Below are 24,671 nucleotides of genomic sequence, written 5' to 3' on the forward strand. Positions count from 1 at the left end.
CATGTCGTGGACCAAAATACACTCAGCTCGGATCAAGAGGGCGTCCGAGGCACCGCGGATCGACTTCGGTAACGGTGCGAGTCGGCGCGATCCACCGCAGTCCCGAGGCCTCGACGGGCCATCCGCGGACCGTCACTCCGCTGTACGACGGCGGCGCCGTGTCCGGGCAGAGCGTCTTGGACAGCACCTGTCCGTTGGGGATGAACGTGACCGCGCCGTCCGCCTGCAGCATCGTGGTGGAGGTGTCGTCCACCGCGATCAGCTGACCGCGGACGACGGTGACCGGCTTGCCCTCGGGCGCCACCTCGACGGCGCTGTCCGGCAGCACCGGCGCCCGCAGGAAGACGACGCCGACGACGAACGGCAGCGCGAACGCCGCGCCGATCGCCGGCCAGTAGGTGGCCATCCGCGCCCATTTCGCCGGGACCGGCCCGGTCAGCACCGGGCCGAACAGCGGCGGCAGGGCCAGCAGGGCGGCGGTGGCCCACTCGCCGGCCGCGACCGCCTCGGCCACGCCGGGCCACACGAAGACCCAGACCAGCACGCCGGTGAGCACCGGAACCCCGAGGGTGATCCAGACCATCAGCGGCCGCTCACCCTGGACGCTCTGCACCGCGGTCAGCCCGAGGATCGCGACCACCAGCATCGCGAGCAGCGGCAGCAGCTGCATCTGCCAGGTGAACGCGGCGATCATCGCGGCGATCCCGACGACCCAGCCGGGCATCCGCAGCGCGGCCACCGCGAGGTACGACGTGCCGGCCTGCCCGGGGACGCTGACCAGCAGGATCCCGCCGAGCACCCGGATCACCAGGATGGCTGCCGGGATGGTCCAGCTGAGCGTGATGAAGAGCGCGCCGAGCATGCCGAGCGGGTTGATGTACTGCACCAGCAGCAGCATCGTGGCCATGTCCTGCCGGCTCAGGTACCAGAGCCGGAGCACGAGCAGCAGCAGCGGGAAACCGGGGAGGACGGCGAGCAGCCAGTTGAGCTCGGCCCGATAGCGCGGGCGCGCCCCGAGCCGTTCCTTGGACACCGCGCCGGTGTGGATCTCGCTCATCCCAGCGGATCCTCCCAGGGCAGGTGCCGCACGTCGGGCCGTTCGACGCGCGGCTGCATGCCCTCGGCGATCGGAACCGGCTTCTCCTTGTCGATCTCGGACTGCAGGTTGCGCTGGTAGGCCAGCTCCCACCGGTCGTCGGCGGGATCGGCGTAGGACCGGTACAGCGTCAGGTTGACGAGCGTCTCCAGGGCCGCGTTGTCACCGACGTTGACGCCCCACCGCTCGACGTTCTCCAGGCCCAGATCCCAATGCACGTACTTGTCGGGGAACTTGTGTTTCCAGCCCGCCAGGATCGCGGCGTCCGTGCTCACCGCGTCGATGTTGCGCTTGTCCAGCTCGGCGAAGCAGTCCCGGACCCGGTTCTTGCGCGACACGTGCGCACCGGCGAGAGTGAGGGCGGACTGGCTGGTCGAGGTCGAGAGGGTGCAGACACGCTGATCCTCGAGGTCTTCCAGCGCGGAGACCGGCGAGTGACCGGAGAGCGTGATGACCGACTGCTCGGTGTGCAGGTAGGGCGCCGAGAAGTGCACGCCCTCGGCCTTGCGCTTGTCGGTGACGCTGTAACTGGCGATGACCAGCTGGACCGGCACCCGCTTGCCCTTCGCGTCGGTCGCCTGCATCCGCGCCCGGTCCTCGCTCTCCAAGCCGTAGAACCGGACGTCGTCGCGGCGGAACCCTAGATCCTCGGCGATCATGTACGCGATGTCGATGTCGAAGCCGGACCACTTCTCCCCGGCACCGGGGTCGAAGTAGGCCACCCCGTACTGGTCGTCCTTCACGCCGATGTTCAGCGTGGTCCACGAGTCCACACCGGCCTGCTCGCGCAGCTGGGCCACCGAGGGCGGCCCGCCGACCAGCAGCCGGCTCATCGTCACGACGAGCACCAGCACCAGCAGCAGGCCGAGCCCGGCGAGCCGCCAGGCGCGGAACCGGAACTCCCAGTCGGCCACCGTGCGGAGCTGGACCTCCTCGATGGCCTCCTCGAAGATCTCCTGCTCGGCGATGTCTCGCGAGGCGATCTCCTCGGCGGTGACGTCCGGCGGCGGGACGATCCTGCGGCGTAGCCACGGCAGATCCGGCGGCGTCCACTGCCGGAACCGCCGCCCGACCGGCTGGGTGTCACTGTCGTCCCGCTCGACCATGCGGGACATGGTGCTACACCGATGTCACGGAACGGGGTCCGAGGTACCGGAAGGGACGAACGGCGTGCAGCGGACCAGCCTGCGCACGGTGAGGCCCAGGCCGGTCCGCAGGCCGTGCCGCTCGATCGCCTCCAGCGCGTAGGCGCTGCATGTCGGCGTGAACCGGCAGCGGGCCGGCAGACGCGGCGAGATCCGCCGATAGAGCTTGATCGCGCCGGTCGCGGCCCGCACACCCCAGGAGGTCACCGGACCAAGGCTACGACCGCGCTCTCCGCCGGCAGCACGAGGCGGTCCCGCTGGACGACGGCGCCGGGCTCGGTGGCGAGCAGCACCGAGCGCACCGGCGAGCGGACGCTGACGGTCTGCTCGACGCCGGCCAGGTTCGCCGCCACCACGTGGGAGCCGCGGCGGATCACCACGTGCTGGTCGCCGTGCCAGACCTCGACGTCGTGCAGCCACGGGTCGGTGAGGCCGGGAACCGTGCGCCGCAGGTGGATCAGCCGCTTGTAGAGGTCGAGGATCTCGGCGTGACCCGGTTTCTCCGGCTCCGACCAGTCCAGCTTGGACCGCTCGAAGGTGGCCGGGTCCTGCGGGTCGGGCACGTCGGCCTCGTCCCAGCCGTGCCGTGCGAACTCCTTGCGCCGCCCGGTCTGCACGGCGGCGGCGAGCTCCGGCTCGGGGTGGCTGGTGAAGAACTGCCAAGGGCTGCTCGCCGCCCACTCCTCGCCCATGAAGAGCATCGGCGTGAACGGCGACGTGAGCAGCAGCGTCGCGCCGACCTTGAGCAGGCCGGGCGAGAGCACGGCGGTGAGCCGGTCGCCGATCGCCCGGTTGCCGATCTGGTCGTGGTTCTGCAGGAACGCGACGAACCGGTGCCCGGGTACGCGCTGCCGGTCCACCGGGCGGCCGTGCCGGCGGCCACGGAAGCTGGACCAGGTGCCGGCGTGGAAGAACGCGCCCTCCAGCACGGTACGCAGGCACTCCAGCGACCCGAAGTCCCCGTAGTAGCCCTGCCGCTCGCCGGTGAGCAGCGCGTGCAGGGCGTGGTGCACGTCGTCGTCCCACTGGGCGTGCAGGCCGTACCCACCGCCCTCCCGCGGGGTGATCAGCTTGGCGTCGTTGAGGTCGGACTCGGCGATCAGCGTGAGCGGCCGGCGGACGTGCGCGGAGAGCGACTCCACCTCGACCGCGAGCATCTCCAGCAGGTGCACGGCGCCCTCGTCGTGCAGCGCGTGCACGGCGTCCAGACGCAGGCCGTCGACGTGGTAGTCGCGCAGCCACATCAGCACGCTGTCCGCGATGTAGCGCCGGACGTCGTCGGACTGCGGGCCGTCCAGGTTCAGCGAGCTGCCCCAGGTGTTGCTGCCGGTCGACAGGTACGGCGCGAACATCGGCGCGTACGCCCCGCTCGGGCCGAAGTGGTTGTAGACCACGTCGAGCACCACGCCGAGGCCCTTGGCGTGCGCCGCGTCGACGAACCGCTTCAGCCCGTCCGGGCCGCCGTAGGTCTCGTGCGGCGCGTACCAGCAGACGCCGTCGTAACCCCAGTTGTAGGTGCCGTTGAACGCGTTGACCGGCAACAGCTCGACCATGTCGACGCCGAGGTCGACCAGGTGGTCCAGCTTCGCGATCGCGGCGTCGAAGGTGCCCTCCGGCGTGAACGTGCCGATGTGCAGTTCGTAGAGGACCGAGCCGGGCAGCTGGCGGCCGGTCCAGGCCTGGTCGGTCCAGGCGAACGCGGAGTGGTCGTAGACCCGGCTGAGGCCGTGCACGCCCTCCGGCTGCCAGGGCGAGCGCGGGTCGGGCAGCGGTTTGTCCTGGTCGGGCAGCACGAAACCGTAGTCGGCGCCCGGACCGGCGTCGGGGACGTCGAGCCGCCACCAGCCGCCGTCGCCGGACTCCATCTCGTGCTCACGGCCGCCGACGACGAGACGGACCGGCTTCTCCGGCGCCCAGACTTCGAAGATAGTCATTCTTTCACCAGGAGAGCGACGGGATAGGTGTGCAGAAGGTCGGCCACCGCCAGGCGGTTGCCGCCGTAACTGGTATTCGTGAACACTTCCGTCCAACTGTGTCCGTCGAGTGACAGGGTCGTGTCGTGCCAGCCGCCGTGTCGTGACAATCCGACCGGCAGGCGGGTCGCCACGGCCACCACGCCGCCCCGGTCGAACGCGAGCACGTGCTCACCGACCCGGCCGTCGGCGAAGACCGGACGGTACCCGTTGAACAGCTCCGGACGTTGCCGGCGCAGGCGCAGCACCCGGCTGGTGACAAGCAGTTTCGCGGCGCCGGTCTCGTCGATCGGCGGCAGCCACCCGTCGTCGATGCGGCCGAGCAGCTCCCGCCGCTGGGCGAAGTCGACGGGCCGCCGGTTGTCCGGGTCGACGAGCGAGTAGTCCCAGAGCTCGGTGCCCTGGTAGACGTCCGGCACACCGGGCATGGTGAGCTGCACGAGTTTCTGCCCGAGCGAGTTGGACCAGCCGGGCGGCGCGATCGACGCGGCGAAGTCGCTGATCTCGCGGTGCAGCGCCGGGTCGTCGTAGATCTTGTCGATCATCGCCCGCAGCGCCGTCTCGAACGGCTCGTCCGGGTGCTGCCAGGTGGTGGACGCGCCGGACTCACGGGCGGCCTTCACGGCGTACGCCAGCAATCGGTCCTTGGAGATCGGCCAGGCACCCACCGCGACCTGCCAGATCAGATGGGCCAGCGAGGGGTCCGGGAGCGGAGCGACCCGGGCCCAGCGGCGCGCCACCTCGGTCCAGTCACCGGGCACCTCGGAGAGCACCGCGAGCCGGGAGCGCACGTCCTCGCCGCGCTTGGTGTCGTGGGTGGCGAGCGAGGTCATCGCATGCGGCCAGCTGTTCTGCCGGTCCTCGGCGGCCTCGTGGAACTCGTCCGGGCTGACGCCGAACTTCGCCGGGTCGTTGCCGACCTCGTTGCGGGCCACGAACCGGGTCCACCGGTAGAACGCGGTGTCCTCCACGCCCTTGGCCATGACCGCGCCGGTGAACTGCTGGAACCGGACGGCCAGTTCGTCGGCCGGATTGCGCAGCCGGGCGGTGAGCTGGTCCAGGACGCCGATCAGCTGCGGGTTGCGGCGGCCCGCCTCGGACCGGGCCTGCGCCAGGTGGCGGCCGCCCTCCGGCAGGTACGAGCGGTAGACCGGGAAGCAGGCGGCCAGCTCGGCCAGCGCGCGCGGCGCGTCCGGCACCTCGGGGACCAAGCGCGACAGCCGGGCCAGCTCGGCGGCGAGCAGCGTGGTGGCGACCGTGAACTTGGTCTGGTGCACCAGGTCCTGCCAGGACGTCGTGGTCCCGGTCAGGTGGTGGTCGAGAGTGTCGAAGAACGCCTCGGTCCCCGGATCGATGAAGACACCGTTGACCTCGGCCATCGCGTCGTAGCCGGTGGTGCCGTCGATCGGCCAGGCCGGCAGCTTCTCCCCCGGCTCCAGGATCTTCTCCACCACCAGCCAGGCGTTCGGCGCCGCGTCGCGCAGCCGGGCCAGGTACCCGGCGGGGTCGCGCAGGCCGTCCGGGTGGTCGACCCGGATGCCCTGGATGATGCCTTCGCGGTACCAGCGGAGGATCTCGGCGTGGGTGGCGTCGAAGACGTCCGGGTCCTCGACGCGTAGCGCGGCCAGCTCGACGATCGCGAAGAACCGGCGGTAGTTGATCTCGTTGTCCCCGCGGGTCCAGTTGACCAGCTCGTAGTGCTGCCGGTCGTGGACCTCCGTCGCCGTCCCGTCGCCGGTGCCGTCCGCGATCGGGTATCGCTTGTCGAAGTAGTGGAGTTCACCGTCCTCGACCCGCAGGTCGTCGAGCGCGTTCTCGTCGTCGGCCAGGACCGGGATCAGCAGCCGTCCCCGGGTCCAGTCGATGTCGTAGAAAGCGGCGTACTGCGACTTCTGGCCGTTCTTGAGCACGTCCCACCAGGTCGGGTTCGCCGACGGGACGGCGACACCGGCGTGGTTCGGCACGATGTCGGCGACCAGCCCGAGCCCGGCCTCCTGCAGCGCCCGGTGCAGGGCGCTCAGCCCGTCGGCGCCACCCAGCGCCGGGTTGACCTGCGAGTGGTCCACCACGTCGTAACCGTGCTCGGAACCGGGCGCCGCGGTGAGCAGCGGCGCCGAGTAGAGGTGGCTCACCCCGAGATCGGCGAGGTAGTCGGCGATCTCGGCGGTGGCGGACAGCGGGAATTCGGGGCGGACCTGGACTCGGTAGGTACCACTCGGGTGGGGCATTACACCGTCCTGTCGAGCACGATGAGGGAACGGTCCGGTACCCAGATCGAATGTCCGGCCTCGACGACGGACGGGTGATCGGGATCCGGTTCGGCGGTTTCGATGACCTTCTCCCACTTCTCCCCGTACTCCGCGGGAGGCGTGGTGAACTCGAGCGGCGCGTCGTGCGCGTTGAAGAAGAGCAGGAACGAGCTGTCCACGTGACGCTGGCCGTACTGGCCGCGCTCCCGGATGCCCTCGCCGTTGACGAAGAGCGCGACCGCCCGGCCGAAGTCGTTGCCCCAGTCGTCGCCGGCCATCTGCCGGCCGTCCGGGGTGAACCACTCCAGGTCGGGCAGCGGGTCCCCGCCGCCGCGCGCGGTCACCGGCAGGCCGGTGAAGAACCGGCGGCGCTGGAACACCTGGTGCCGGTGGCGGAACGCGGTCAGCTTGCGGGCGAACTCGAGCAGCTGCTCGTCGGCGTTCTCCCAGTCGATCCAGCTGATCTCGTCGTCCTGGCAGTACGCGTTGTTGTTGCCCTGCTGGGTGCGGCCCAGCTCGTCACCGTGGGAGATCATCGGGACGCCCTGGCTGAGCATCAGCGTGGCCAGGAAGTTGCGGCGCTGCCGGGCCCGCAGCTGCAGCACCTTGGCGTCGTCGGTGGGCCCCTCGATGCCGCAGTTCCAGGACCGGTTGTGGCTCTCGCCGTCCCGGTTCTCCTCGCCGTTGGCCTCGTTGTGCTTGTCGTTGTAGCTGACCAGGTCGTTGAGCGTGAACCCGTCGTGCGCGGTCACGAAGTTGATCGAGTGGAAGGGCTTGCGGCCGTCGTCCTGGTAGAGGTCGGCCGACCCGGTGATCCGGGAGGCGAACTCGGCGAGGGTGGCCGGCTCGCCGCGCCAGAAGTCGCGCACGGTGTCCCGATACTTGCCGTTCCACTCGGTCCAGTTCGGCGGGAAGTTGCCGACCTGGTAGCCGCCCGGACCGACGTCCCACGGCTCGGCGATCAGCTTCACCTGGCCGACGATCGGGTCCTGCTGCACCACCTCGAAGAACGTGGAGAGCCGGTCCACGTCGTAGAACTCGCGGGCCAGGGTGGAGGCGAGGTCGAAGCGGAAGCCGTCGACGTGCATCTCGGTCACCCAGTACCGCAGCGAGTCCATGATCAGCTGCAGGCTCTGCGGGCTGCGGACGTTCAGGCTGTTCCCGGTGCCGGTGTAGTCCATGTAGAACTGCGGCTGGTCGTCGACGAGCCGGTAGTACGTCCGGTTGTCGATGCCCTTCAGGCTCAGGGTGGGTCCCAGGTGGTTGCCCTCGGCCGTGTGGTTGTAGACCACGTCGAGGATGACCTCCATGCCGGCCGCGTGCAGCGCCTTCACCATGCCGCGGAACTCCTGGGTCTGCTGGCCGAGCGTCCCGGTCGAGGAGTACCCGTGGTACGGCGCGAAGAAGCTCAGCGTGTTGTAACCCCAGTAGTTGCGCAGCCCCAGGTCGTCCAGGCGGTTGTCGTGGACGAACTGGTGCACCGGCATCAGCTCGACAGCCGTCACGCCGAGGCCCTTGAGGTGCTCGATGATCGCCGGATGCCCTATCGCGGAGTACGACCCCCGCATGTCCCGCGGGATCTCCGGGTGCCGCTGGGTCAGGCCCTTCACGTGCGTCTCGTAGATCACCGAGTGGTGGTACGGGATGTCCGGCCGGCGGTCGTTGCCCCAGTCGAAGTAGGGGTTCACCACGACGCCCTTGGGCATGTACGCCGCCGAGTCCAGATCCGACATCTGGTCCGGGTTCGCGAAGTCGTACGCGTACATCGCCGGGTGCCACTGGATGTCCGAGTCGACGGCTCGCGCGTACGGGTCGAGCAGCAGCTTGTGCGGGTTGCACCGCAGACCCCGGTGCGGCTCGTACGGGCCGTACACCCGGTAGCCGTACCGCTGCCCCGGCTCGACGCCGGGCAGGTACGCGTGCCAGACGAACGCGTCCTGTTCGTGCAGTTGAACCTTGCGCTCGTTGCCCGAGGCGTCGAAGAGGCAGAGTTCTACCGCCTCGGCCACCTCTGAGAAGATCGCGAAGTTTGTGCCCGTCCCGTCGTAAGTGGCACCCAGTGGGTACCGGTGACCAGGCCAGACCTGCATATCGGTTGCTCCTACCCCTCGGTCATCTTCTCGCGCACGACCGGCGCGGGCTGCAATGCCCACCAACCGGTGGAGCTAACCCTGGGCGGCCGCGTCTTGCCGCAATTGTTCCGGAAGTCACTGCTACGGTCGGCCCGACTGTCCGGTTGGACGGTGTGATCTCCCCGTCCGGGGGTTTGATGTGGGCAAAATTGAGAATTGTGGCCAAGTGCCGCAAAGTGATCACTTCAGCTTCGGGCCGCAGGTGTGCGGCGCCCTCACCCCGGACGCCGGCGCCGGCCGGGAATGGCTGGTGACCGACGGCCTCGGCGGCTACGCCTGCGGCACCGTGAGCGGTCTGCGCACCCGCCGTCACCACTCCCTGCTGACCGTGACCGATCACTCCGGCACCCGCCACACCGCCCTCGCCTCCCTCGATCTCACCGTCACCCTGCCGTCCGGCGCCAAGGTCGCGCTGCACACCCACGAGTGGGAGTCCGGCGCCGTCGTGCCCGGCGGCCACCGCTACCTGGAGACCTTCACGCTCGACCGCGGGCTGCCGCGCTGGCGGTGGCGGATCGGCGACGTGGTGATCGAGCGCGAACTGGCCCTGCGGCACGGGCACGCCTCGCTCGCGGTGACGTACCGGGTGGTGTCGGCGCCGGGCCCGGTCGGACTGGCCGCCGCCGCGATGTGCACCTGGCGCGACGCGGACGGCACCCGGCACGCCGGCGATCCCCCACCCGGCGCCACGCCGGCCGCCGGTGGAGTGATCGTCGCGGACGCCTACCGGCTCGCCGGTCCGGGCTGGCAGCCGGCCGGGATCTGGCACCACGGCGTGCGGACCCGCACCGACGGCGCGACCGAGGACCTCTGGCTGGCCGGGACGTTCTTCGCCCGGGTCGCGCCGGGCGAGGCCATGGACGTCTCGGCGTGGGCGGGCGATCTCGCGGACCCACCGCCACCTCCGCCGGTGGTCATCGCAGCGGAGCGCGAGCGCGCTCATCGTCTGGTCAGCGCCGCCAAGGCCGAGGGGTACGGGGAAACCCTCGCGCTCGCCGCCGACCGGTTCGTGATCCGCGCCCCGGACGGACCGGACGTCATCGCCGGCTACCCGTGGCACGGCAGCCGGCTGAGCGACACGATGACCGCCTACGAGGGGCTGTTCCTCGACACCGGCCGCGCCGAGGAGGGCCGGGAGCTGCTGATCGCCCGGACCCGGACCGCCGGTGACGAGGCAGGCGCCCCGGACGCGCCGCTCTGGCTGGTGCACGCGGTGGACCGGCACGTGACGCGTACCGGGGACAGCGACCTGGCCGCCGAACTCGCCGCGCCGCTGGGCCGGCTGCTGCGGCAGCGACTGAACGGCTCCGGGCCGCTCGCCGTCGACCCGGCCGACGGCCTGCTCCGGACCGCCGCCGGCAAACCCGTGGACCTCAACGCCCTCTGGGTGAACGCGCTCGCCGCGATGGGCGACCTGCTCACCGACGGCGGCTACGACGACGGCGAGCCGCGCGCCCGGCACGCCCGGGCCCGCACCTCCTTCCTGGCCGCCTTCCCGGCGCCGGAGGGCTGGCTCCACGACCTGGTCGAGGGCCCGGCCGCGACCTATCCGCTGGGCGCCGGGGCGCACCACGACGACCCCTCGCTGCGCCCCGGCCAGCTGCTCGCCTGGTCGCTGCCGCACGCGCCGATGCGGGGGCGCGACGACGCCCCGGTCCGTACCGCCGGGGAGGCGCTGCTCACGCCACTCGGCCTGCGCACCCTCGCCGAGAACGAGTACGGCTACCAGCCCCGGCAGGACGGCGGCCGGGACGGGACGGTCCGGCCCTGGCTGATCGGCCCGTACGCGGACGCCTGCGCCGCCACCGGCCGGTCGGCCGAAGGGCTGCTCACCGGCCTGGAGGCGCATCTGGCCGAGTGGGGTGTCGGCTCGGTCAGCGAGAGCGCGGACGGCGAACCGCCGCACCGGGCCAGCGGCTGCCCGTTCTTCGCGGCGTCGGTCGCCGAGGTGCTACGTGTGAGAAGAGGCCTGGCGTGAAGATCCTGATGCTCTCCTGGGAGTATCCGCCGCTGCTGGTGGGCGGCCTGGGCCGGCACGTGCACGCGCTCGCCACCACGCTCGTCGCGGCCGGGCACGACGTGACGGTGGTGACCCGGCACACGCCCGGCGCGCTGACCGAGGAGTACACCGAGGGCGTCCGGGTGGTCCGCGCCCCGGACGACCCGCCGACCGCCACCGGCGCGGACGACGACATGCTGGGCTGGGCGATGGCGTTCAACCACACACTCACCCGGGCCGCGCTACGCGCCTCCCGCACCGAGCGGTACGACGTGGTGCACGCCCACGACTGGCTCGTCGCGCACGCCGCCGTGACACTGCGCGACCACCTGGACGTGCCGCTCGTCGCCACCGTCCACGCCACCGAGTCCGGCCGGCACCAGGGCTGGCTGCCGGCCCCGGCGAACCGGGCCATCGACGGCATCGAGCGCTGGCTCTGCGCCGAGGCGGTCCGGGTGATCGTCTGCTCGGCGTACATGAAACGCGAGGTCATCCGGCTGTTCGACGTGCCGCCGAGCCGCGCCGAGGTGGTCTTCAACGGGGTGGACGCGCTGCGCTGGCGTGCCCGGCCCCGTGCCGTGGAGGCGGCCCGCGCCCGGTACGCCGGCGACGGCCCGCTGATCAGCTTCGCCGGGCGGCTCGTCTACGAGAAGGGCGTGCAGCACCTCATGGCGGCCGTCCCGATGCTGCGGGAACGCCATCCCGGCCTCCGGGTCGTGATCGCGGGCGACGGCCCGTACCGGAAGGATCTCGAAGATCTGGCCGGCTCGCTCGGGGTGAGCTTCGCGGGGTTCCTGGGCGGGCACGAGCTGACCGCGCTGATGGGCGCGTCGGACTGTTACGTGGTGCCGAGCATCTACGAGCCGTTCGGGATGGTCGCGCTGGAGGCGGCGGCGGCCGGCACCCCCGTCGCGGTGGCCGGCACCGGCGGCCTCGCCGAGATCGTGGAGCACGGGGTCACCGGGGTGACGTTCGCGCCCGGCGATCCGGCGGCGCTGGCCGAGGCGGTCGGCGCGGTGCTCGCGGACCGCGACTATGCCCGGTCGCTGGCGTTGCGGGCCCGGTCGCGGGTGCGCGAGGACTTCTCCTGGCAGACCATCGCGGGGCAGACCGTCGCGGTCTACGACCAGGCGCGGGCGGCGGACTCCCGGCGGGTCGCGCGGGAGGCGGAGAGCCTGCTCAACCACGTCCCGGCAACCCGCCACGCCACGGCCTGACCCCGCTCGCGCGAGCGTCAGCCCGGCGTGGCGATCGACCGGGCGGCGCTGTAGAGCGCGAGGCTGGTGTGCGCGGCGGACAGCAGCGGGACCGCCACGCCGTGCGCCGCCGCCTCGGCCACCAGGTCACCGACGATCGCGTCGTGCTCGACCGGCAGGCCCTGTGCCATGTCGCGGTACATCGACGAGGTGGTCGGCTCGCTGGACGCCATGGTCGACGTGACCACCTCCAGCATCGCCGGCCGGGGCGGACGGCCGGCCGCGGTCGCCACCGCGACGGCCTCGGCCGCCACCGCGCGGGTGAAGGCCGGGCCGCCCGGCGCCGCGTTGATCTCGCCGATCGAGGCCCGCATCAGCGTGGTGGCCGCGCCGAGCGACGCGAGCAGCACCCACTTCTCCCACATCTCGTGGACGATCCGGGTCGACGGCCGGGAGTCGAAGCCCGCGCCGGTCAGGGTCTGCGTCACGGCGTCGAGCCGGTCGTCCGGACCGCCGTCGAGCGGCCCGTAGGCCAGCCGGTGCAGCCCGCTCATCCGGACCACGTCGCCGTCGTCGTCGAGCGTCGCGTGGATCATGCAGACGCCACCCCACGCGCGCTCGGCGCCGAACGCCGCCACCAGCGCATCCACGTGCCGCATGCCGTTGAGCAGGGGCACGATCACGGTACGGTCGCCGACCGCCGGACCGAGGCCGGACAGCACCGCGTCCAGCGCGTGACTCTTCACCGCGAGCAGAATCAGGTCGTACGGCCCGTCCACACCCTCCGCGGTGACCAGTCGCGGCGTGAGCACGGTCTCGCCGTCCGGGCCGCGCAGGCGCAGCCCGCGCTCGCGCAGGCGGTCCGCCCGGCCCGGCCGGACCAGGAACGTCACGTCCCGGCCGGCCTCGGTCAGACGGCCGCCGAAGTAGCCGCCTGTCGCACCGGCGCCGGCGACGAGAACCCGCATCTCAGCCCAGCTGCTCGTCGTCGAAGCACCAGCGCCAGGTCTCCCCCGGCTCGTAGGAGCGCATCACCGGGTGGCCCACCTCGGCGTGGTGGTGGGACATGTGCCGGCGCGGCGACGAGTCGCAGCAGGCGACCTTTCCGCAGTTCAGGCAGAGGCGCAGGTGGACCCAGTCGTCGAAGCCGCCGGCCACGCACTCCGGGCAGCCCTGGGCGTACGGGGTCTGGGGCGGCGGATCGCCCGCGTCCTTCAGGTGCTGACAGATCACTCTTCACTCCGGTGCAACTGGGATTCTTCGAGGTCGAGTTCTCGCTGGGCGCGGACCAGCACCTCCTCGGGGATCCGCCCCTCGTTCCGGGCGATCTTGAAGACGTGCCGTTCTGCTTTGATCATCTCGCGGCGGAGACGGCCGTACGCCGCCGACGGCGTTTCCTGATGCTGGCTGCCCAGACGTTCCCACGCGTTGTTGGACCGGCTCTCCACCAGGCCTCGCAACCGGTCGACCACGGCGGGCGGCGCGCCGTTCGCATGCGCGTCCAGCGCCTCCAGGGCGGCCCGGCTCGCGGTGTGCTGCACGCCCGCCTCGGCCAGGGCGTCCTGCGCGCTGTTGTCCTCGCGCACCCTCAGCACCCGGGACAGGACCGGCAGCGTCGTCCCCTGGATCAGCAGGGTCAGCACGATGATCGCGAAGGCGACGAAGACGAACAGCTCGCGGGGGTAGTCGGGCACCCCGTTCTCCCCGGGCGGCGGCAGCGTCTGCGCGGCGGCGAGCGTGACCACGCCGCGCATGCCGGCCCAGGCGATCACCGTCGGGACGGCGATCCGGGGCCGCTCCTCCCGGTTGCGGATCCGGGGCACCAGGCGGGCCAGATAGGTGGCCGGGTACATCCAGAGGAACCGGATGCCCACGAGCGCGGCGAAGACCACGGCGGTGACCTGCACGGTCGTCGCCATGTCGGTCTCGATCGTGCTCACCACGGTCCGCAGCTGCAGGCCGACGAGCAGGAAGACCACGCCCTCGAGCAGGAACGTCACCAGCCGCCAGACCGCGTCCAGCTGCAGCCGGGAGGTCGCCGACAACAGGTACGGCATCCGGTGCCCGAGGTAGAGGCCGGCGATCACCACGGCCACGACGCTCGACGTGTGCAGCTCCTCGGCGACGATCACCACGATGAACGGGGTGAGCAGGCCGACCGCGTCCTCCAGCAGCGGGTCCTTGATCTTGCGGTGCAGCCAGGCCGCGCCGACCGCGAACACCAGGCCGATCGCGACACCGCCGCCGGCCTTGAGCGCCACCTCACCGGCGATCTCGGCGAACCCGACCGCGGCGCCGGCCAGCGCGCCCGCCGCGACCCGCACCATCACCAGCGCGGTCGCGTCGTTGAGCAGGCTCTCGCCCTCCAGGATCGTCACCACCCGCCGGGGTAACCCGACCCGGCGGGCGATGGCGGTCGCCGAGACCGCGTCCGGCGGGGCGACGATCGCGCCGAGCGCGACGCAGGCGGCGAGCGGCACCTCGGGCATCAGCAGATGGACGAGATAACCGATGACCAGCGCGGTCAGCACGACGAGTCCCACCGCGAGCAGCAGGATCGGCCGTAACGCCAGGCGGAACGCGGGCACCGAGGTCTGCAGCGCGGCCACGTAGAGCAGCGGAGGCAGGATCCCGATCAGGACGAGTTCCGGTTCGAGATGCGCCTCCGGGAAGCCCGGTACGTAGGACAGCGCCAGCCCGGCCACGAGCAGCACCAGAGGCGCCACGAAGCCGAGACGGCGGGCCAGCGCGGCGCCGACCACGGAGATCGCTACGAGCACGACCATGTCGACGATGGCTTCCATGCCGGGAAGCTTAGAGACTGCCCCGGCGATCGTCCGCTCCCGGACTGTCCGGAGCTCAGGTAGTGGTGCTCACCACGTCCGAACGGGCAATCGTGCGGGTGTAGGTGCCCTCCTCGGTGCCCGTATGGGTCATCACCACGTCCACCGAGAAGACATAGGGCGTGCCGGCGGTCAGCCCGGTGACCGTCGCGCTCACGTCGCCGCACGCGGCCGGGGTGACGGTGGTCCAGCCGACCTCGTCCTGCGCGCCGACCTTGAGGTCCTGGGAGGCCGCTGTCACCCGGTAGTCGACGATGTTCGGCCCGCCCGGGTGGTACCAGGTCACCACGGCGCTGGTCCGGCCCGGCGTCACGGCCAGCCCGTTGATCACGCCGGCGCCGCGCGGCGCCGGGGCGCAGGAGGGGCTCGCGCTCGCCGTCGGGGTCGCGCTCGCCGCCAGGGTCGGCAGGGTCACCCCGGGGGTGGGCGACGCCGTGCCGTACGTCGTCTGCGGTGACGAGGTGGCCTTGCCGGCGTTCACCACCATCCAGTCGGCGCCGCTGTTGTCCGCCGGCGTGGACGCCGGCGACGCGGAGGAACAGCCGGCGACCAGCAGCGGCAGCGCGACGGCGGACAGCAGCAGAGCGGACTTCTTCCGGAATCCCAGCACGTCATCCAGGATCGGGCCGGACCGGCGGATCCTTAGGCCTTGCGGTAATGGTCGCGGGCACGGCGGGCCAGGTCCCGGGTGGCGACCGAGTTCGCCCAGGTGCCGAGGACCATGCCGCCGAGCGGGATCACCTTCACGACCACGCGCTTGGCAGCCCGTACCCCGGCCATCTGCGCCAGCCGGACGCCCAGAGTGACCAGAACGCGTGCCATCGGCGCGCCGGAGGCGCCCGTGAAGATCCGGCTGGCATGCTCCCGGCCGGCCGCCACACCGAGCGCGGTCCGCGCGGTCTCCGCGATCTTGTGCACCCGCTGCAGCACCAGCAGCTCGGTCGCCCGTTCCGGGGCCGCCGGGTCGAGGCCGTGGGCGGCCGCCACGTGCAGCACCATCCGGGCCTGGGTCCAGGCCAGCACGCCGACGTCGATCACCGCGCCGGGCAGGCCCGCCGCGCCGGAGACGGCGCCGGAGACCCGGGCCAGGGTGGTGAAGCGTTTGACGGCGAGCGCGGCCAGCTCGTCGGGACCGGCTCCGGGACGCTCGGCACGCATCCGGGCGAGCCAGCCGGCCGCCTCCGGACCGAGCCGCAGCACCGCCTCGAGGGCCAGGTGCTCGGGCGCGAACTGCGGGTCTGCCTTCATCCGGGACCAGAGCGTGCTCGGCGGCGCGGTGTTCTCCAGAACGGCGGGTACCTGTCGGCTCAAAGACCACTCCAGGGGGGCGAAGAAGTTGATCTGAACCCCATTGTGCGCGGTCCGCGCACGTCCCTCGTCAACGCGGTCGTCACACCGATGCGTCTCGTAACACCGATGCGCGAGGATGGGAATGGACGTACCCGTTCCGGTGTTGCTCCGGAAACCCGCAGGAGGAGGTTCACAGCGTGCTCGACCCACACGGGCTCTACGAGGTGATCGGTGAGCTGCCGGTCCTGGACAGCCCGGTGCTCATCCAGGCGCTCACCGGATTCGTCGACGCCGGCAGCGCCATCCAGTTGGCCCGCGATCACATGCTGGAGAACCTGGAGAGCGAGGTCGTCGCGACGTTCGACCTGGACCAGCTCCTCGACTACCGCTCACGCCGCCCACCGATGATCTTCGTGGCCGACCACTTCGAGAGCTACGAGGACCCGAGTCTCGCCCTGCACCTGGTCACCGACCAGCTGGGCACCCAGTTCCTGCTGCTCGCCGGCCCCGAGCCGGACCTGCAGTGGGAGCGTTTCATCGTGGCGGTCACCCAGCTGATCGAGGATCTGGACGTCCGCGTCACCGTCGGCCTCAACGCCATCCCGATGGCCGTGCCGCACACCCGCCCGGTCGGCCTCACCGCGCACGCCACCGACAAGCGGCTGCTCGGCGACCACGAGTCCTGGCTGCAGCGGGTCCAGGTGCCGGCGAGCGTCGGCAACCTGCTCGAGTTCCGGCTCGGCGAGACCGGGCACGACGCCCTGGGGTACGCCGCGCACGTCCCGCACTACCTGGCACAGACCGGTTACCCGGCCGCCGCCGAGCTGCTGCTCGACTCGGTGTCCGCGAGCACCGGGCTGGCGCTGCCGACCGGCGCGCTGCGCGAGTCCGCCAAGCTGGTCCGCGAAGAGGTGGACAAGCAGATCGCCGACGACGAGCAGGCCGGGCGGCTGGTGACCTCACTGGAGGCGCAGTACGACGCGTTCGTCCGGGGACGGCAGGGCAACCTGCTCGCGGACAACGACACGCCGCTGCCGACGGCCGAGGAGCTGGGGGCGGAGCTGGAGCGGTTCCTGGCCGAGCAGAGCCGGGACGAGTGATCGTCACGGCTCCTCCCCGGTGGCCGGCCCGGCGGCCGACTCAGTGGCCGGTTCGGTGGCCGGCTCGGCGGCCAGTTCGGTCAGCCGGCGTTCCAGGAAGCGCCGCTCGGCCCCGTCGTCGGTGAGTGCCCGCGCGCGCCGATAGGCGTCCCGGGCCTCGCCGGTGCGCCCCAGACGCCGCAGCAGCTCGGCGCGGGTCGAGTGCAGGTAACGGAAGTCGTGCAGGCCGAGGCCGTCGACGATGCGCAGGCCCGCCTCCGGCCCCTCGGTCTCGGCGACCGCGATGGCCCGGTTCAGCTCCACGACCGGCGAGGCGGTCAGCCGGGCCAGCTCGGCGTAGAGCTCGGCGATCTGCGGTCAGTGATCAGCGGCGATCGTGAACGCCTCCTGCGCGGCGTCCTCGGCGAGATCGAAGTCGCCGAGGACGCCGACGAGGCCGGCCAGCACCCGGCCCCACTCCGCGCGGAAGATCTCGTCCAGCGCGGTTACCAATACACCTCCGACGGCCGGATCTCGACGGCGCCGCCGTACCGCGCCGCCGGCACCCGGCCGGCCACCTCGATGGCCGCCTCGAGATCGTCCGCCTCCAGGATGAACAGGCCGCCGACGGCCTCCTTCATCCCGACGAACGGGCCGTCGGTGGTCAGCGTCCGGCCGCCCTCGACCCGTACCGTCGTCGCGTTCTCGGCGAGACCCATCGGCGGCGCCGGGGTGACGCCCGGCGTCTGGTTGATCGCCTGGTAGTCGGCGTAGACCTGCTTCTGCTCGTCCGGGCTGAGCTCGGCCTGCCGTTCCAGCGCAGTGCCTTGATAGATCAACATGATGTACTTCATGGCTACCTCCTCAGGACCGTCGCGGTAAGACGAACGGCGAGCCCGCGAATCGACAGTCTGCCGGAAAATTCTCAGCGCGATCCGAACCGTGTCCCGTCGTCCCGGAGACGTTGGGAATGTCGTACCCGTCGATTAGTATGTATGTACGAAAGAGGGGCCCTGAGCTGCTGATCTTCGGCCGATGCGGGCTGCGGTCAGCGCTAGTGAGGAGACCGACGTGACCACGTCAACCATGTCCACGATCCCCCCTTATGCGACGATGCTCGGCTTCACGCGGTATGTGTCTCGCACCGGTCCCGCCAAGGCCACCTTCGTCGGCGGGCTGCGCCGGCAGCGGGAGCGCCGGTCCGGGTTCAACCCGCACGGCCAGCTGGTGAAAGCACTGAAAGCCGACATCGCGTTCCGCACCGGCGGCAGCTACCTCGCCGGCGTCGTCGGCCTCGTCAAGGACCGGTGGAAGCCGCTCTACTCGTCGCTGCGGTCCGGCGCGCAGGCCTACCTCACGTCGCTCGGCGATCCGGCGCAGGTCAACCTCGCACAGACGCGTGACGCCATCGCCACGGTCGGACCACTCGCCGTCAAAATCAACCCCCACTTCGGCCTTCGGTACGACGATGGCCGTCGCGAGGCCGTGCGTCTGCACTTCGACGAGGAGCCGCCGGGCACCGACGCCGTGACCGCGATGCTGCACCTGATGGCGAGTCACATGGACCAGATCCTGCCGAACGCCGAGCCGGTGCTGGTCGACGTCCGGCGCGGCGTCACCCACCGTCTCGACGCCGCGGCCCGGCCCGCGCATGTGGAGAGCTGGCTGGCCGGCGAGGCGGCGGCCTTCACCGCGATGTGGGCCGCCACCGCAACCGACACCACCACCACCAGCACCGCCGCCTGATCCACCCGTCCGCCCCGGCGTGCCTCGTCACGCCGGGGCGGCCCGTGGCCGGACTGCCGGTCCGGTGGAGGCGCCGCCCGTACCGGTGGCGTTAAGCTGCCTGGCGTGAGTCTCAACCTCGGCAACCTCGGCCCGCCGCGCTCCTGACCGGAGCGCCCGTCGCGCTCCCTCGCGGAGCGCGCCCCTGACCGATCGAGCATCGCTCGGCCGGTCTCCTTTCGCTGCGCTCCGGTGCCCGCCGACACCGACTCACTTCTTCTTTCCGGAGCGCACGTGTTCAGCAAACGTTTCACCCTGTCCAATTCCGCGACGGCCGGCGCCCGCCTGAGCCTGTTGCAACTCTCCGCCGCCGGCATCCTCTGGGGCACCGCCGGCGTCGTCGTCCAGGTCGTCGCCGAAAGCACCGGGCTCGGCGCCGTCGCGATCGGCTTCTACCGGCTGCTCTCCGCGGCCGCCGTTTTGCTGCTGCTCGGCCTGTTCACCCGGGACTCCACGCCGGCCACCGGTGCGCGGCAACTGCTCGCGGCGTTTCGCGGCGCGCCCGTGGTGATCGTCCTGGCCGGCGCCGGGCTCGCCGCCTACCAGGCGCTGTACTTCGTCGCGGTCCGGCTGGGCGGCGTCAGCATCGCCACCGTGGTCAGCCTCGGCATCGCGCCGGTGCTGCTCAGCGCCTGGGAGACCGCACGCACCCGGCAGCGTCCGGGCACCGGGGTCCTGGCCGCCTCCGCGGCGGCGCTCCTCGGGCTCGCGCTGATCGCCGGGGCCACGGTCGACACCGGCGCGCCGGCCGCCGGGCTCGGGCTGCTCGCCGCCGTCGGGTCCGGTGTCGTCTACGCCGCGTCGACCGCGTTGAGCCGGCACACCACCCAGGGCGTGCAGCCGCTGACCCTGACCACCCTGTCGTGCACGATCGGCGCGATCACCCTGCTGCCGATCGCCGCCGTGGAGGGGCTCGCGTTCACGCCGCAGGCGAAGCCGATCGCACTGCTGGGTTATGCCGGGGCGATCACGACGGCGCTGGCATACGCGCTGTTCTACACCGGGTTGCGGCGCACGACGGGCAGTGTCGCCGTCGTGGTCACGCTGCTGGAGCCGCTCACCGCGGCCCTGCTCGCCGTGCTGCTGATCGACGAGCCGCTCGGCGCCGCCACGATCGCCGGCGGGGCGTTGCTGCTCGGCGCGGTGGCGACGCTGTACGTCGGCGCCGCCCAGCCGACAGAGCCGGCAGCCGAGCGGGCAGGGGAACCGGCAGCTGGGCTGGCAGGGGAGCCGGCAGCCGGGCCGGTTGGATCAGCAACCGAGCCGGCTGAGATCCAGCCCGCCGAGACCCGAGCCTGACAGCACTCAGAACCAGCCGGTCCGGCTGGCGCACAGCGCGGTCCGAACGCCCGGACAACAGCACTCAGAACCAGCCGGTCCGGCCGGCGCACAACGTAGTCCGAACGCCCGGACAACAGCACTCAGAACCAGCCGGTCCGGCCGGCGCACAGCGCGGTCCGAACGCCCGGACAACAGCACTGAGAACCAGCTCGCCCCGGCCGGCTGGCTCTCAGTGCTGCCAAACGCCGCCACGACGACACTGAGCACCAGCCGGCCCGCAAGAGTCCAAGATTCACGGCTGAGGGGAACCAACAGAACTCCGCTCGGCCAGCGGTCCCTGGCGTTCCGCGCCCGAACTCAACATTCACCGGGCGACCATCCCCGCCCCGCCCGGGGGGCACGCGACCGGCCGGGGTCAGGTGACTTCCAGGGGGAGGCGGATCAAAACCGTCGTTCCGGACTCGCCGCCGGTCAGCTCCACACTGCCATGATGCCGCTCCACCACGGCCCGGCTCAGGGTCAGCCCGAGCCCACTGCCCGGAATCGTCCGGTCGCTACCCCGGCTGGTCCGATAATGCCCGGTGAACAGCTCCTCCCGTTCCGCCCGGGGCACGTCGCCCGCCGCGTCCGAGACGGACAGTTCGGCGGCCCGGCCGGTGCTGCGCAGCGTCACCGCGACGTGGCCGCCGTCCGGGCTGTACCGGACCGCGCTGCCCAGCAGGTTCTGCACGATGTGGCGCAGCCGGTCCCGGTCGCACGGCACGATCAGCTCGCCGGGCAGGTCGGCGTCGATCACCACGGGCGCGCCGTCGATGGCCCGCCGGGTTCGCTCGACGACGTCGCGGACGACCGCGGCCAGGTCGACGGGTGTGCGCCGGACGTCCGCGTGCCCGGCGTCCAGGGCGGACAGTTCCAGCAGCTCGTTGATGATCTCGCGGAGGGAGAGGGTGTTCCGTTCGATCACCTGGATCAGCCGGGGACCGTCGCGGACCAGTGTCGCCTCGTCGGCTTCGCGGAGCAGTTCGGTGTACGCGCTGATCGACGTGAGCGGGGTCCGCAGCTCGTGCCCGATCAGCGCGAGGTACTCGTTCTTGCTGCGGGTCAGCTGGCGCTGCAGGTCCTCCACCCGGCTGCGCTCGACGAACTGGCCGAGGTGCGCGGCGATCCCGGACATCAGGGCGAGCAGCTCGTCCTCCGGGTCCTCGATCGCGTCGGCGAAGACGGTCAGCACCCCGATCGGGCCGGAGCCGTCGTGCACCGGGATGGCGACGGCGGTGTGCAGCCGGTCGGCCGAGGTGTCCGGTGAGATCAGGCTCTGCGGCCGTCCCACGTCCCGGATCCAGAGCGGCTTGTCGACCTGCCAGGCGCGTCCGGCGAGTCCCTGGCCGTACGCGAGCCGCTCCGGCACCGGGATCTCCCCCGGCCAGCCCGGCGCGCTCCACCGCGCCGCCGCCCGGATCGTCCCCTCCTCGACCAGCCACAGCTCGGCGTGCACCCAGTCGAGCGCGCCGACCACCGCCTCCAGCACCCGCGGCCCGGCCGCCTCGATGCTGGGCGCCTCGGTGAGGGCGGTCGTCACGGCGAGCTCGCAGCTGCGGAACCGTTCGGCGCGGCGCTGCCGGGTGACGTCCTGCACGGCCTGGACGGCGCCGAGCACCCGGCCGTCGACGCCGTGGAAGGGCTGGGCGTCCATCACGTAGTAGTGGGTGCGCCGGCTGCGGCCGTGCAGGGCGAGCGGCTCGTCCCGGATCACCTCGCCGCGCAGCGCGCGGACCAGGCCCAGGTCGTCGCGGGTGAGCGGGGTGCCGGTGGCGTCGGTGAGGCCGGGGACCGGCTCGGTGCCGAAGACCGTGTCACCCCAGAGGCGGCGCATCCGCTCGTTGACGAACGCGATCCGGCCTTCCGCGTCGCAGGCGACCACCCCGTCGTGCAGGCTGTCCAGCACGGCGTCGAGGAACCGGTGCTGCTGCTCGAGTTCGTGCCGCGCGATCTGCTCACCGATCAGCAGGGTCGCCACCTCGGACGCCTCGGAGACGGCCGCGACCTGCTCCGGCGTCCACGGGCGGGGCTGGTGGTCGTAGGCGAAGCAGACCCCGAGGACGGCGCCGGAGCGGTCGTGCACCGGGCAGCCGAGGTACGCACCGCCGCCCCGGCGCAGCAGGCCGTCGTCGATCCGCGGGTCGGCGCGGGCGTTCTCCACGATCAGGGTGGTTCCGTGGCGGACCACGAGCCCGCCGAGGGAGCGGTCCAGCCCGGTTTCGGCGAGCACCTCCCAGTCCGCGGCGACACCCCAGCTGCCGTAGAGGCGCAGCCGGTTCTCCTCGACGAACTGGATGCAGGCGCTGGGCGCTCCGGCGGCGCGGGCCACCAGTGCCGCGAGCTGGTCGGCGGATCCGGAGGTGAGCACGCCGCGGTGCAGGTCGGGCCCGGCGGCGGCGTCGGCGATCAGGTCGCGGAAGGAGCCGGTGGGCGGCCGGGCGGCGGGCGCGGCAGCCGCCGGCGGATGTCCACCGGCGGCCGTCCCCCCGTGAGGTGCGGTCACGCGTGCGAGAGCTCCACGGGTCCGTCCGGACCGCCCGGCGTCGATGCCGGCGTCATCTCGCCGCATGGCTGACCTCCACACTCAAGGGTAGAGGGGCGAAAAGGCTAAAAGGGGTGAAATGCGCGGGCACCCCAGCGGTCGTCCGGCACGCGGACCCGGCGACGGCCCGCGGACTCCCGCGCCCGCCCACCGGACTTCCGGGGACCTAGCTCCGCTCGTACCGTAAATCGGCAATCGGGCGACCGGCCTCGGCGCCGCGCCGTTCGAACTTGGTCTCCGGCCGCGCATGCGGCGTCGCCGGAAGGCGGCGCAGACCCGGATCCGCGTCCAAGGTCTCCGCCATCGCCTCCGCGTAGTGCGGCCAGTCGGTCGCGCAGTGCAGCACGCCGCCCGGCCGCAGGCGCTCGCGCAGCAGCGCCACGTTGCCCGGCCGGATCAGGCGCCGTTTGTGGTGCCGCGCTTTCGGCCACGGGTCCGGGAAGAAGACGTGCACGGCGTCCAGCGCTTCCGCCGGGATGCGGTGCACCAGCTCCATCGCGTCGCCGTGCGCCACCCGGACGTTGGTCAGGCCCCGCTCGCCGACGAGGGCGAGCAGGTTGCCGATGCCCGGCGTGTGCACCTCGACACCGAGGAAATCCCGGTCCGGATCGGCCGCGGCCATCGCCGCGGTCGCATCACCCATGCCGAAACCGATTTCCAGTACGACCGGAGCGGTGCGCCCGAACAATCCGGCGAGATCGAGCTCAGTCCGGTCACCATCGATGACAGTCAGTCCCAGATGGGGCCAGAGGGTGGTGTGGGCATCCGCATGGCGGGTGCTCATCCGTCCCCGGCGAGGGTGGAACGTGCGAATGGGCCGGATGTTCGTCTCAGTCATGGCGGCCCCAGTGTAGTTTTACCGGCTCACCGGCTGCACGCTCGGCTGCGAGCCGGACTTGAGCGGCACACGCAGGCCGTTCGCCAGGCCCACCACGGTCACCCAGGACGTCCCGGCCTTCTCGCTGGTGATCACGGCCCGGCTGGCGTCCACGTAATCGAGCTCGCGGTCCATCGCGTTGCCGATCGTCCTCGTCGCGCCGGTCACCGCGTCGTACTCGACCAGGTGCACCGGCTTGTTCTCGGACGCGACCTCACCCTCCTGGTACGCGGTGAACGCCAGCTTGGCGCCGTCCGACCGCCAGCTCGGCACGACCGCGAAACCGCTGTTCTGGACGCCGCCACCGCCGTACGCCGCGACCGTCTTCTCCCGGCCGGTCGGCAGGTCGCCGAGGCTCAGGCAGGAGTCGTAGATCGACTCGCAGTCGCCGCCGCGGAACGCCAGCTGACGCCCGTCCGGCGACCACGCGACCGCGTTGTCCGTGCTCAGCTCCTTCTGCACGCTGCTCTTGGCGGCCTCGGTCTCGCCCGGCAGCTCCTCGCTCCGGCAGTCCCGCGGGAAGAGCACCGCCGGGGCGCCCTTGCCGTCGGTCCGGATCTGGTAGACGCCCGGGCCGCCGCTGCAGGAGAGCGACGCGAACGCGATCCACTTGCCGTCCGGCGACCAGGACGGTCCGGCGGCCGGACGGGTGGTGAGCCGGCGCTGGCCGGTGCCGTTCGCGTTCATCGTCCAGAGCTGTCCGCTCTTCAGGAACGCGATCTGCTTGCCGTTCGGCGACCAGCGCGGGCGGGCACTCTTCCCGCCGGTGGTGAGCCGGGTCTCGGCGCCGCCCTTGCTGGTGTAGACATCGCCGTTGCGGACGTAGGCGACCAGGCCGGGCAGCTGCGCGGCCGCCGCCTGCTGTGCCGACGTGCCCTGCTCGCTGCTGACGGCGGTCTGCGCGCCGCCGGTGGCCTGGCCGGCTGCCGCCTGCGCCGCGCCAGGGTGGCACACCGCGCAACAGATGCCGACCGCCGCCGCTACCGCCACGTTCCCCGCGACATGACCGATGCTCTTCATGGCCGAACGCCCCCCGAAGTTCTGCCTCTGCTCTGCACTTGCACCGGAAGCATCGTCGCAACCGGCTCGCTGCTGAGCGGGAACCGCGCGGAGACCGAAAAATCACAGCTGTTCGGACGACCGCG

At 71.8% G+C, this 24,671-nt stretch carries 22 protein-coding genes; 5 read left to right on the forward strand and 17 right to left on the reverse strand.

Translation table 11 applies throughout. The features are described from left to right. Positions 1-22: 22 nt before the first annotated feature. Genes AMIS_RS31445 through glgX form a run of 6 tightly spaced genes read right to left on the reverse strand, consistent with a single transcriptional unit; the run spans position 23 to position 8,553 of the window. Positions 23-1,057, reverse strand: coding sequence for a hypothetical protein (locus tag AMIS_RS31445; RefSeq protein WP_014446491.1), 1,035 nt, complete (start codon positions 1,055-1,057; stop codon positions 23-25). Next, positions 1,054-2,202: a transporter substrate-binding domain-containing protein gene (locus AMIS_RS31450; RefSeq protein WP_157435141.1), complete on the reverse strand. Its 1,149-nt coding sequence runs from the start codon at positions 2,200-2,202 to the stop codon at positions 1,054-1,056. The genes AMIS_RS31445 and AMIS_RS31450 overlap by 4 nt, the downstream gene beginning before the upstream one ends. Before the next feature lie 24 nt (positions 2,203-2,226). After that, positions 2,227-2,448: a membrane protein insertion efficiency factor YidD gene (gene yidD / locus AMIS_RS31455; RefSeq protein ID WP_014446493.1), complete on the reverse strand. Its 222-nt coding sequence runs from the start codon at positions 2,446-2,448 to the stop codon at positions 2,227-2,229. Beyond that, complete coding sequence (treZ, locus tag AMIS_RS31460; protein ID WP_014446494.1) at positions 2,445-4,175, reverse strand: malto-oligosyltrehalose trehalohydrolase; 1,731 nt, start codon at positions 4,173-4,175, stop codon at positions 2,445-2,447. The genes yidD and treZ overlap by 4 nt, the downstream gene beginning before the upstream one ends. Next, positions 4,172-6,442 carry a malto-oligosyltrehalose synthase gene (gene treY / locus AMIS_RS31465; protein ID WP_014446495.1) on the reverse strand — a complete coding sequence of 757 codons (2,271 nt, stop codon included), beginning with the start codon at positions 6,440-6,442 and terminating at the stop codon, positions 4,172-4,174. Before treY ends, treZ begins: the two co-directional genes overlap by 4 nt. Beyond that, entirely contained in the window at positions 6,442-8,553 is a 2,112-nt protein-coding gene (glgX, locus tag AMIS_RS31470; RefSeq protein ID WP_014446496.1) for a glycogen debranching protein GlgX, read from the reverse strand. The genes treY and glgX overlap by 1 nt, the downstream gene beginning before the upstream one ends. A gap of 208 nt (positions 8,554-8,761) precedes the next feature. On the opposite strand from glgX, the gene AMIS_RS31475 reads away from it, so the two are divergent. Next, positions 8,762-10,573: a glycogen debranching enzyme N-terminal domain-containing protein gene (locus AMIS_RS31475; RefSeq protein ID WP_041830178.1), complete on the forward strand. Its 1,812-nt coding sequence runs from the start codon at positions 8,762-8,764 to the stop codon at positions 10,571-10,573. After that, positions 10,570-11,811, forward strand: coding sequence for a glycosyltransferase family 4 protein (locus AMIS_RS31480; RefSeq protein WP_014446498.1), 1,242 nt, complete (start codon positions 10,570-10,572; stop codon positions 11,809-11,811). The genes AMIS_RS31475 and AMIS_RS31480 overlap by 4 nt, the downstream gene beginning before the upstream one ends. 17 nt (positions 11,812-11,828) lie before the next feature. Here the strand turns inward: AMIS_RS31480 and AMIS_RS31485 are convergent, their stop codons facing one another. Genes AMIS_RS31485 through AMIS_RS31505 form a run of 5 tightly spaced genes read right to left on the reverse strand, consistent with a single transcriptional unit; the run spans position 11,829 to position 15,944 of the window. Further along, a complete protein-coding gene (locus AMIS_RS31485; RefSeq protein ID WP_014446499.1) occupies positions 11,829-12,758 on the reverse strand; it encodes a ketopantoate reductase family protein in 930 nt (309 codons plus the stop codon). 1 nt (position 12,759) lies between these two features. Beyond that, complete coding sequence (locus AMIS_RS31490) at positions 12,760-13,023, reverse strand: UBP-type zinc finger domain-containing protein (protein ID WP_014446500.1); 264 nt, start codon at positions 13,021-13,023, stop codon at positions 12,760-12,762. Then, complete coding sequence (locus AMIS_RS31495) at positions 13,020-14,594, reverse strand: Na+/H+ antiporter (RefSeq protein ID WP_014446501.1); 1,575 nt, start codon at positions 14,592-14,594, stop codon at positions 13,020-13,022. Before AMIS_RS31495 ends, AMIS_RS31490 begins: the two co-directional genes overlap by 4 nt. 55 nt (positions 14,595-14,649) lie before the next feature. Beyond that, entirely contained in the window at positions 14,650-15,243 is a 594-nt protein-coding gene (locus tag AMIS_RS31500; protein WP_014446502.1) for a fibronectin type III domain-containing protein, read from the reverse strand. 32 nt (positions 15,244-15,275) lie between these two features. Further along, positions 15,276-15,944 (reverse strand): EcsC family protein, encoded by a 669-nt coding sequence (locus AMIS_RS31505; RefSeq protein ID WP_014446503.1) that lies wholly within the window; start codon positions 15,942-15,944, stop codon positions 15,276-15,278. Between the two features lie 176 nt (positions 15,945-16,120). On the opposite strand from AMIS_RS31505, the gene AMIS_RS31510 reads away from it, so the two are divergent. After that, positions 16,121-17,023 (forward strand): proteasome assembly chaperone family protein, encoded by a 903-nt coding sequence (locus AMIS_RS31510; protein WP_014446504.1) that lies wholly within the window; start codon positions 16,121-16,123, stop codon positions 17,021-17,023. A 3-nt stretch (positions 17,024-17,026) separates the two neighbouring features. On the opposite strand, the gene AMIS_RS31515 is transcribed toward AMIS_RS31510, so the two are convergent. From AMIS_RS31515 to AMIS_RS31520, 3 genes are read right to left on the reverse strand one after another with little or no spacing between them, the layout of a single operon-like run. Continuing rightward, positions 17,027-17,326 (reverse strand): hypothetical protein, encoded by a 300-nt coding sequence (locus AMIS_RS31515; RefSeq protein WP_014446505.1) that lies wholly within the window; start codon positions 17,324-17,326, stop codon positions 17,027-17,029. Between the two features lie 54 nt (positions 17,327-17,380). Continuing rightward, positions 17,381-17,515 (reverse strand): hypothetical protein, encoded by a 135-nt coding sequence (locus tag AMIS_RS44745; RefSeq protein ID WP_014446506.1) that lies wholly within the window; start codon positions 17,513-17,515, stop codon positions 17,381-17,383. Beyond that, a complete protein-coding gene (locus AMIS_RS31520) occupies positions 17,509-17,856 on the reverse strand; it encodes a YciI family protein (RefSeq protein WP_014446507.1) in 348 nt (115 codons plus the stop codon). The genes AMIS_RS44745 and AMIS_RS31520 overlap by 7 nt, the downstream gene beginning before the upstream one ends. 232 nt (positions 17,857-18,088) lie before the next feature. Here AMIS_RS31520 and AMIS_RS31525 point away from each other — a divergent pair, with 232 nt between their 5' ends. Both AMIS_RS31525 and AMIS_RS31530 read left to right on the forward strand, forming a co-directional pair. Next, positions 18,089-18,748 (forward strand): hypothetical protein, encoded by a 660-nt coding sequence (locus AMIS_RS31525; protein ID WP_014446508.1) that lies wholly within the window; start codon positions 18,089-18,091, stop codon positions 18,746-18,748. A 273-nt stretch (positions 18,749-19,021) separates the two neighbouring features. Beyond that, positions 19,022-20,086: a DMT family transporter gene (locus AMIS_RS31530; protein WP_231859130.1), complete on the forward strand. Its 1,065-nt coding sequence runs from the start codon at positions 19,022-19,024 to the stop codon at positions 20,084-20,086. Between the two features lie 397 nt (positions 20,087-20,483). Here AMIS_RS31530 and AMIS_RS31535 read toward each other — a convergent pair whose 3' ends face one another. The 3 genes from AMIS_RS31535 to AMIS_RS31545 form a co-directional block, all read right to left on the reverse strand. Next, a complete protein-coding gene (locus AMIS_RS31535) occupies positions 20,484-22,610 on the reverse strand; it encodes a sensor histidine kinase (protein ID WP_014446510.1) in 2,127 nt (708 codons plus the stop codon). 205 nt (positions 22,611-22,815) lie between these two features. After that, positions 22,816-23,487, reverse strand: a complete 672-nt coding sequence (gene trmB, locus AMIS_RS31540; RefSeq protein WP_063711185.1) for a tRNA (guanosine(46)-N7)-methyltransferase TrmB — start codon at positions 23,485-23,487, stop codon at positions 22,816-22,818. 18 nt (positions 23,488-23,505) lie between these two features. Beyond that, on the reverse strand, positions 23,506-24,546 hold the full coding sequence (locus AMIS_RS31545; RefSeq protein ID WP_014446512.1) for a TolB family protein: 1,041 nt from the start codon (positions 24,544-24,546) through the stop codon (positions 23,506-23,508). Positions 24,547-24,671 lie beyond the last annotated feature (125 nt).

Origin of the sequence: Actinoplanes missouriensis 431 (assembly GCF_000284295.1) — a bacterium.
GTDB classification, from domain to species: domain Bacteria; phylum Actinomycetota; class Actinomycetes; order Mycobacteriales; family Micromonosporaceae; genus Actinoplanes; species Actinoplanes missouriensis.

Bases quoted from the DNA above. Each gene is read 5' to 3' on its own strand.
- AMIS_RS31445 (WP_014446491.1), bottom strand. From the start codon at position 1,057: ATGAGCGAGATCCACACCGGCGCGGTGTCCAAGGAACGGCTCGGGGCG.
- treY (WP_014446495.1), bottom strand. From the start codon at position 6,442: ATGCCCCACCCGAGTGGTACCTACCGAGTCCAGGTCCGCCCCGAATTC.
- glgX (WP_014446496.1), bottom strand. From the start codon at position 8,553: ATGCAGGTCTGGCCTGGTCACCGGTACCCACTGGGTGCCACTTACGAC.
- trmB (WP_063711185.1), bottom strand. From the start codon at position 23,487: ATGACTGAGACGAACATCCGGCCCATTCGCACGTTCCACCCTCGCCGG.
- AMIS_RS31450 (WP_157435141.1), bottom strand. From the start codon at position 2,202: ATGGTCGAGCGGGACGACAGTGACACCCAGCCGGTCGGGCGGCGGTTC.
- treZ (WP_014446494.1), bottom strand. From the start codon at position 4,175: ATGACTATCTTCGAAGTCTGGGCGCCGGAGAAGCCGGTCCGTCTCGTC.
- AMIS_RS31545 (WP_014446512.1), bottom strand. From the start codon at position 24,546: ATGAAGAGCATCGGTCATGTCGCGGGGAACGTGGCGGTAGCGGCGGCG.
- AMIS_RS31495 (WP_014446501.1), bottom strand. From the start codon at position 14,594: ATGGAAGCCATCGTCGACATGGTCGTGCTCGTAGCGATCTCCGTGGTC.
- AMIS_RS31520 (WP_014446507.1), bottom strand. From the start codon at position 17,856: ATGAAGTACATCATGTTGATCTATCAAGGCACTGCGCTGGAACGGCAG.
- AMIS_RS31485 (WP_014446499.1), bottom strand. From the start codon at position 12,758: ATGCGGGTTCTCGTCGCCGGCGCCGGTGCGACAGGCGGCTACTTCGGC.
- AMIS_RS31525 (WP_014446508.1), top strand. From the start codon at position 18,089: ATGTCCACGATCCCCCCTTATGCGACGATGCTCGGCTTCACGCGGTAT.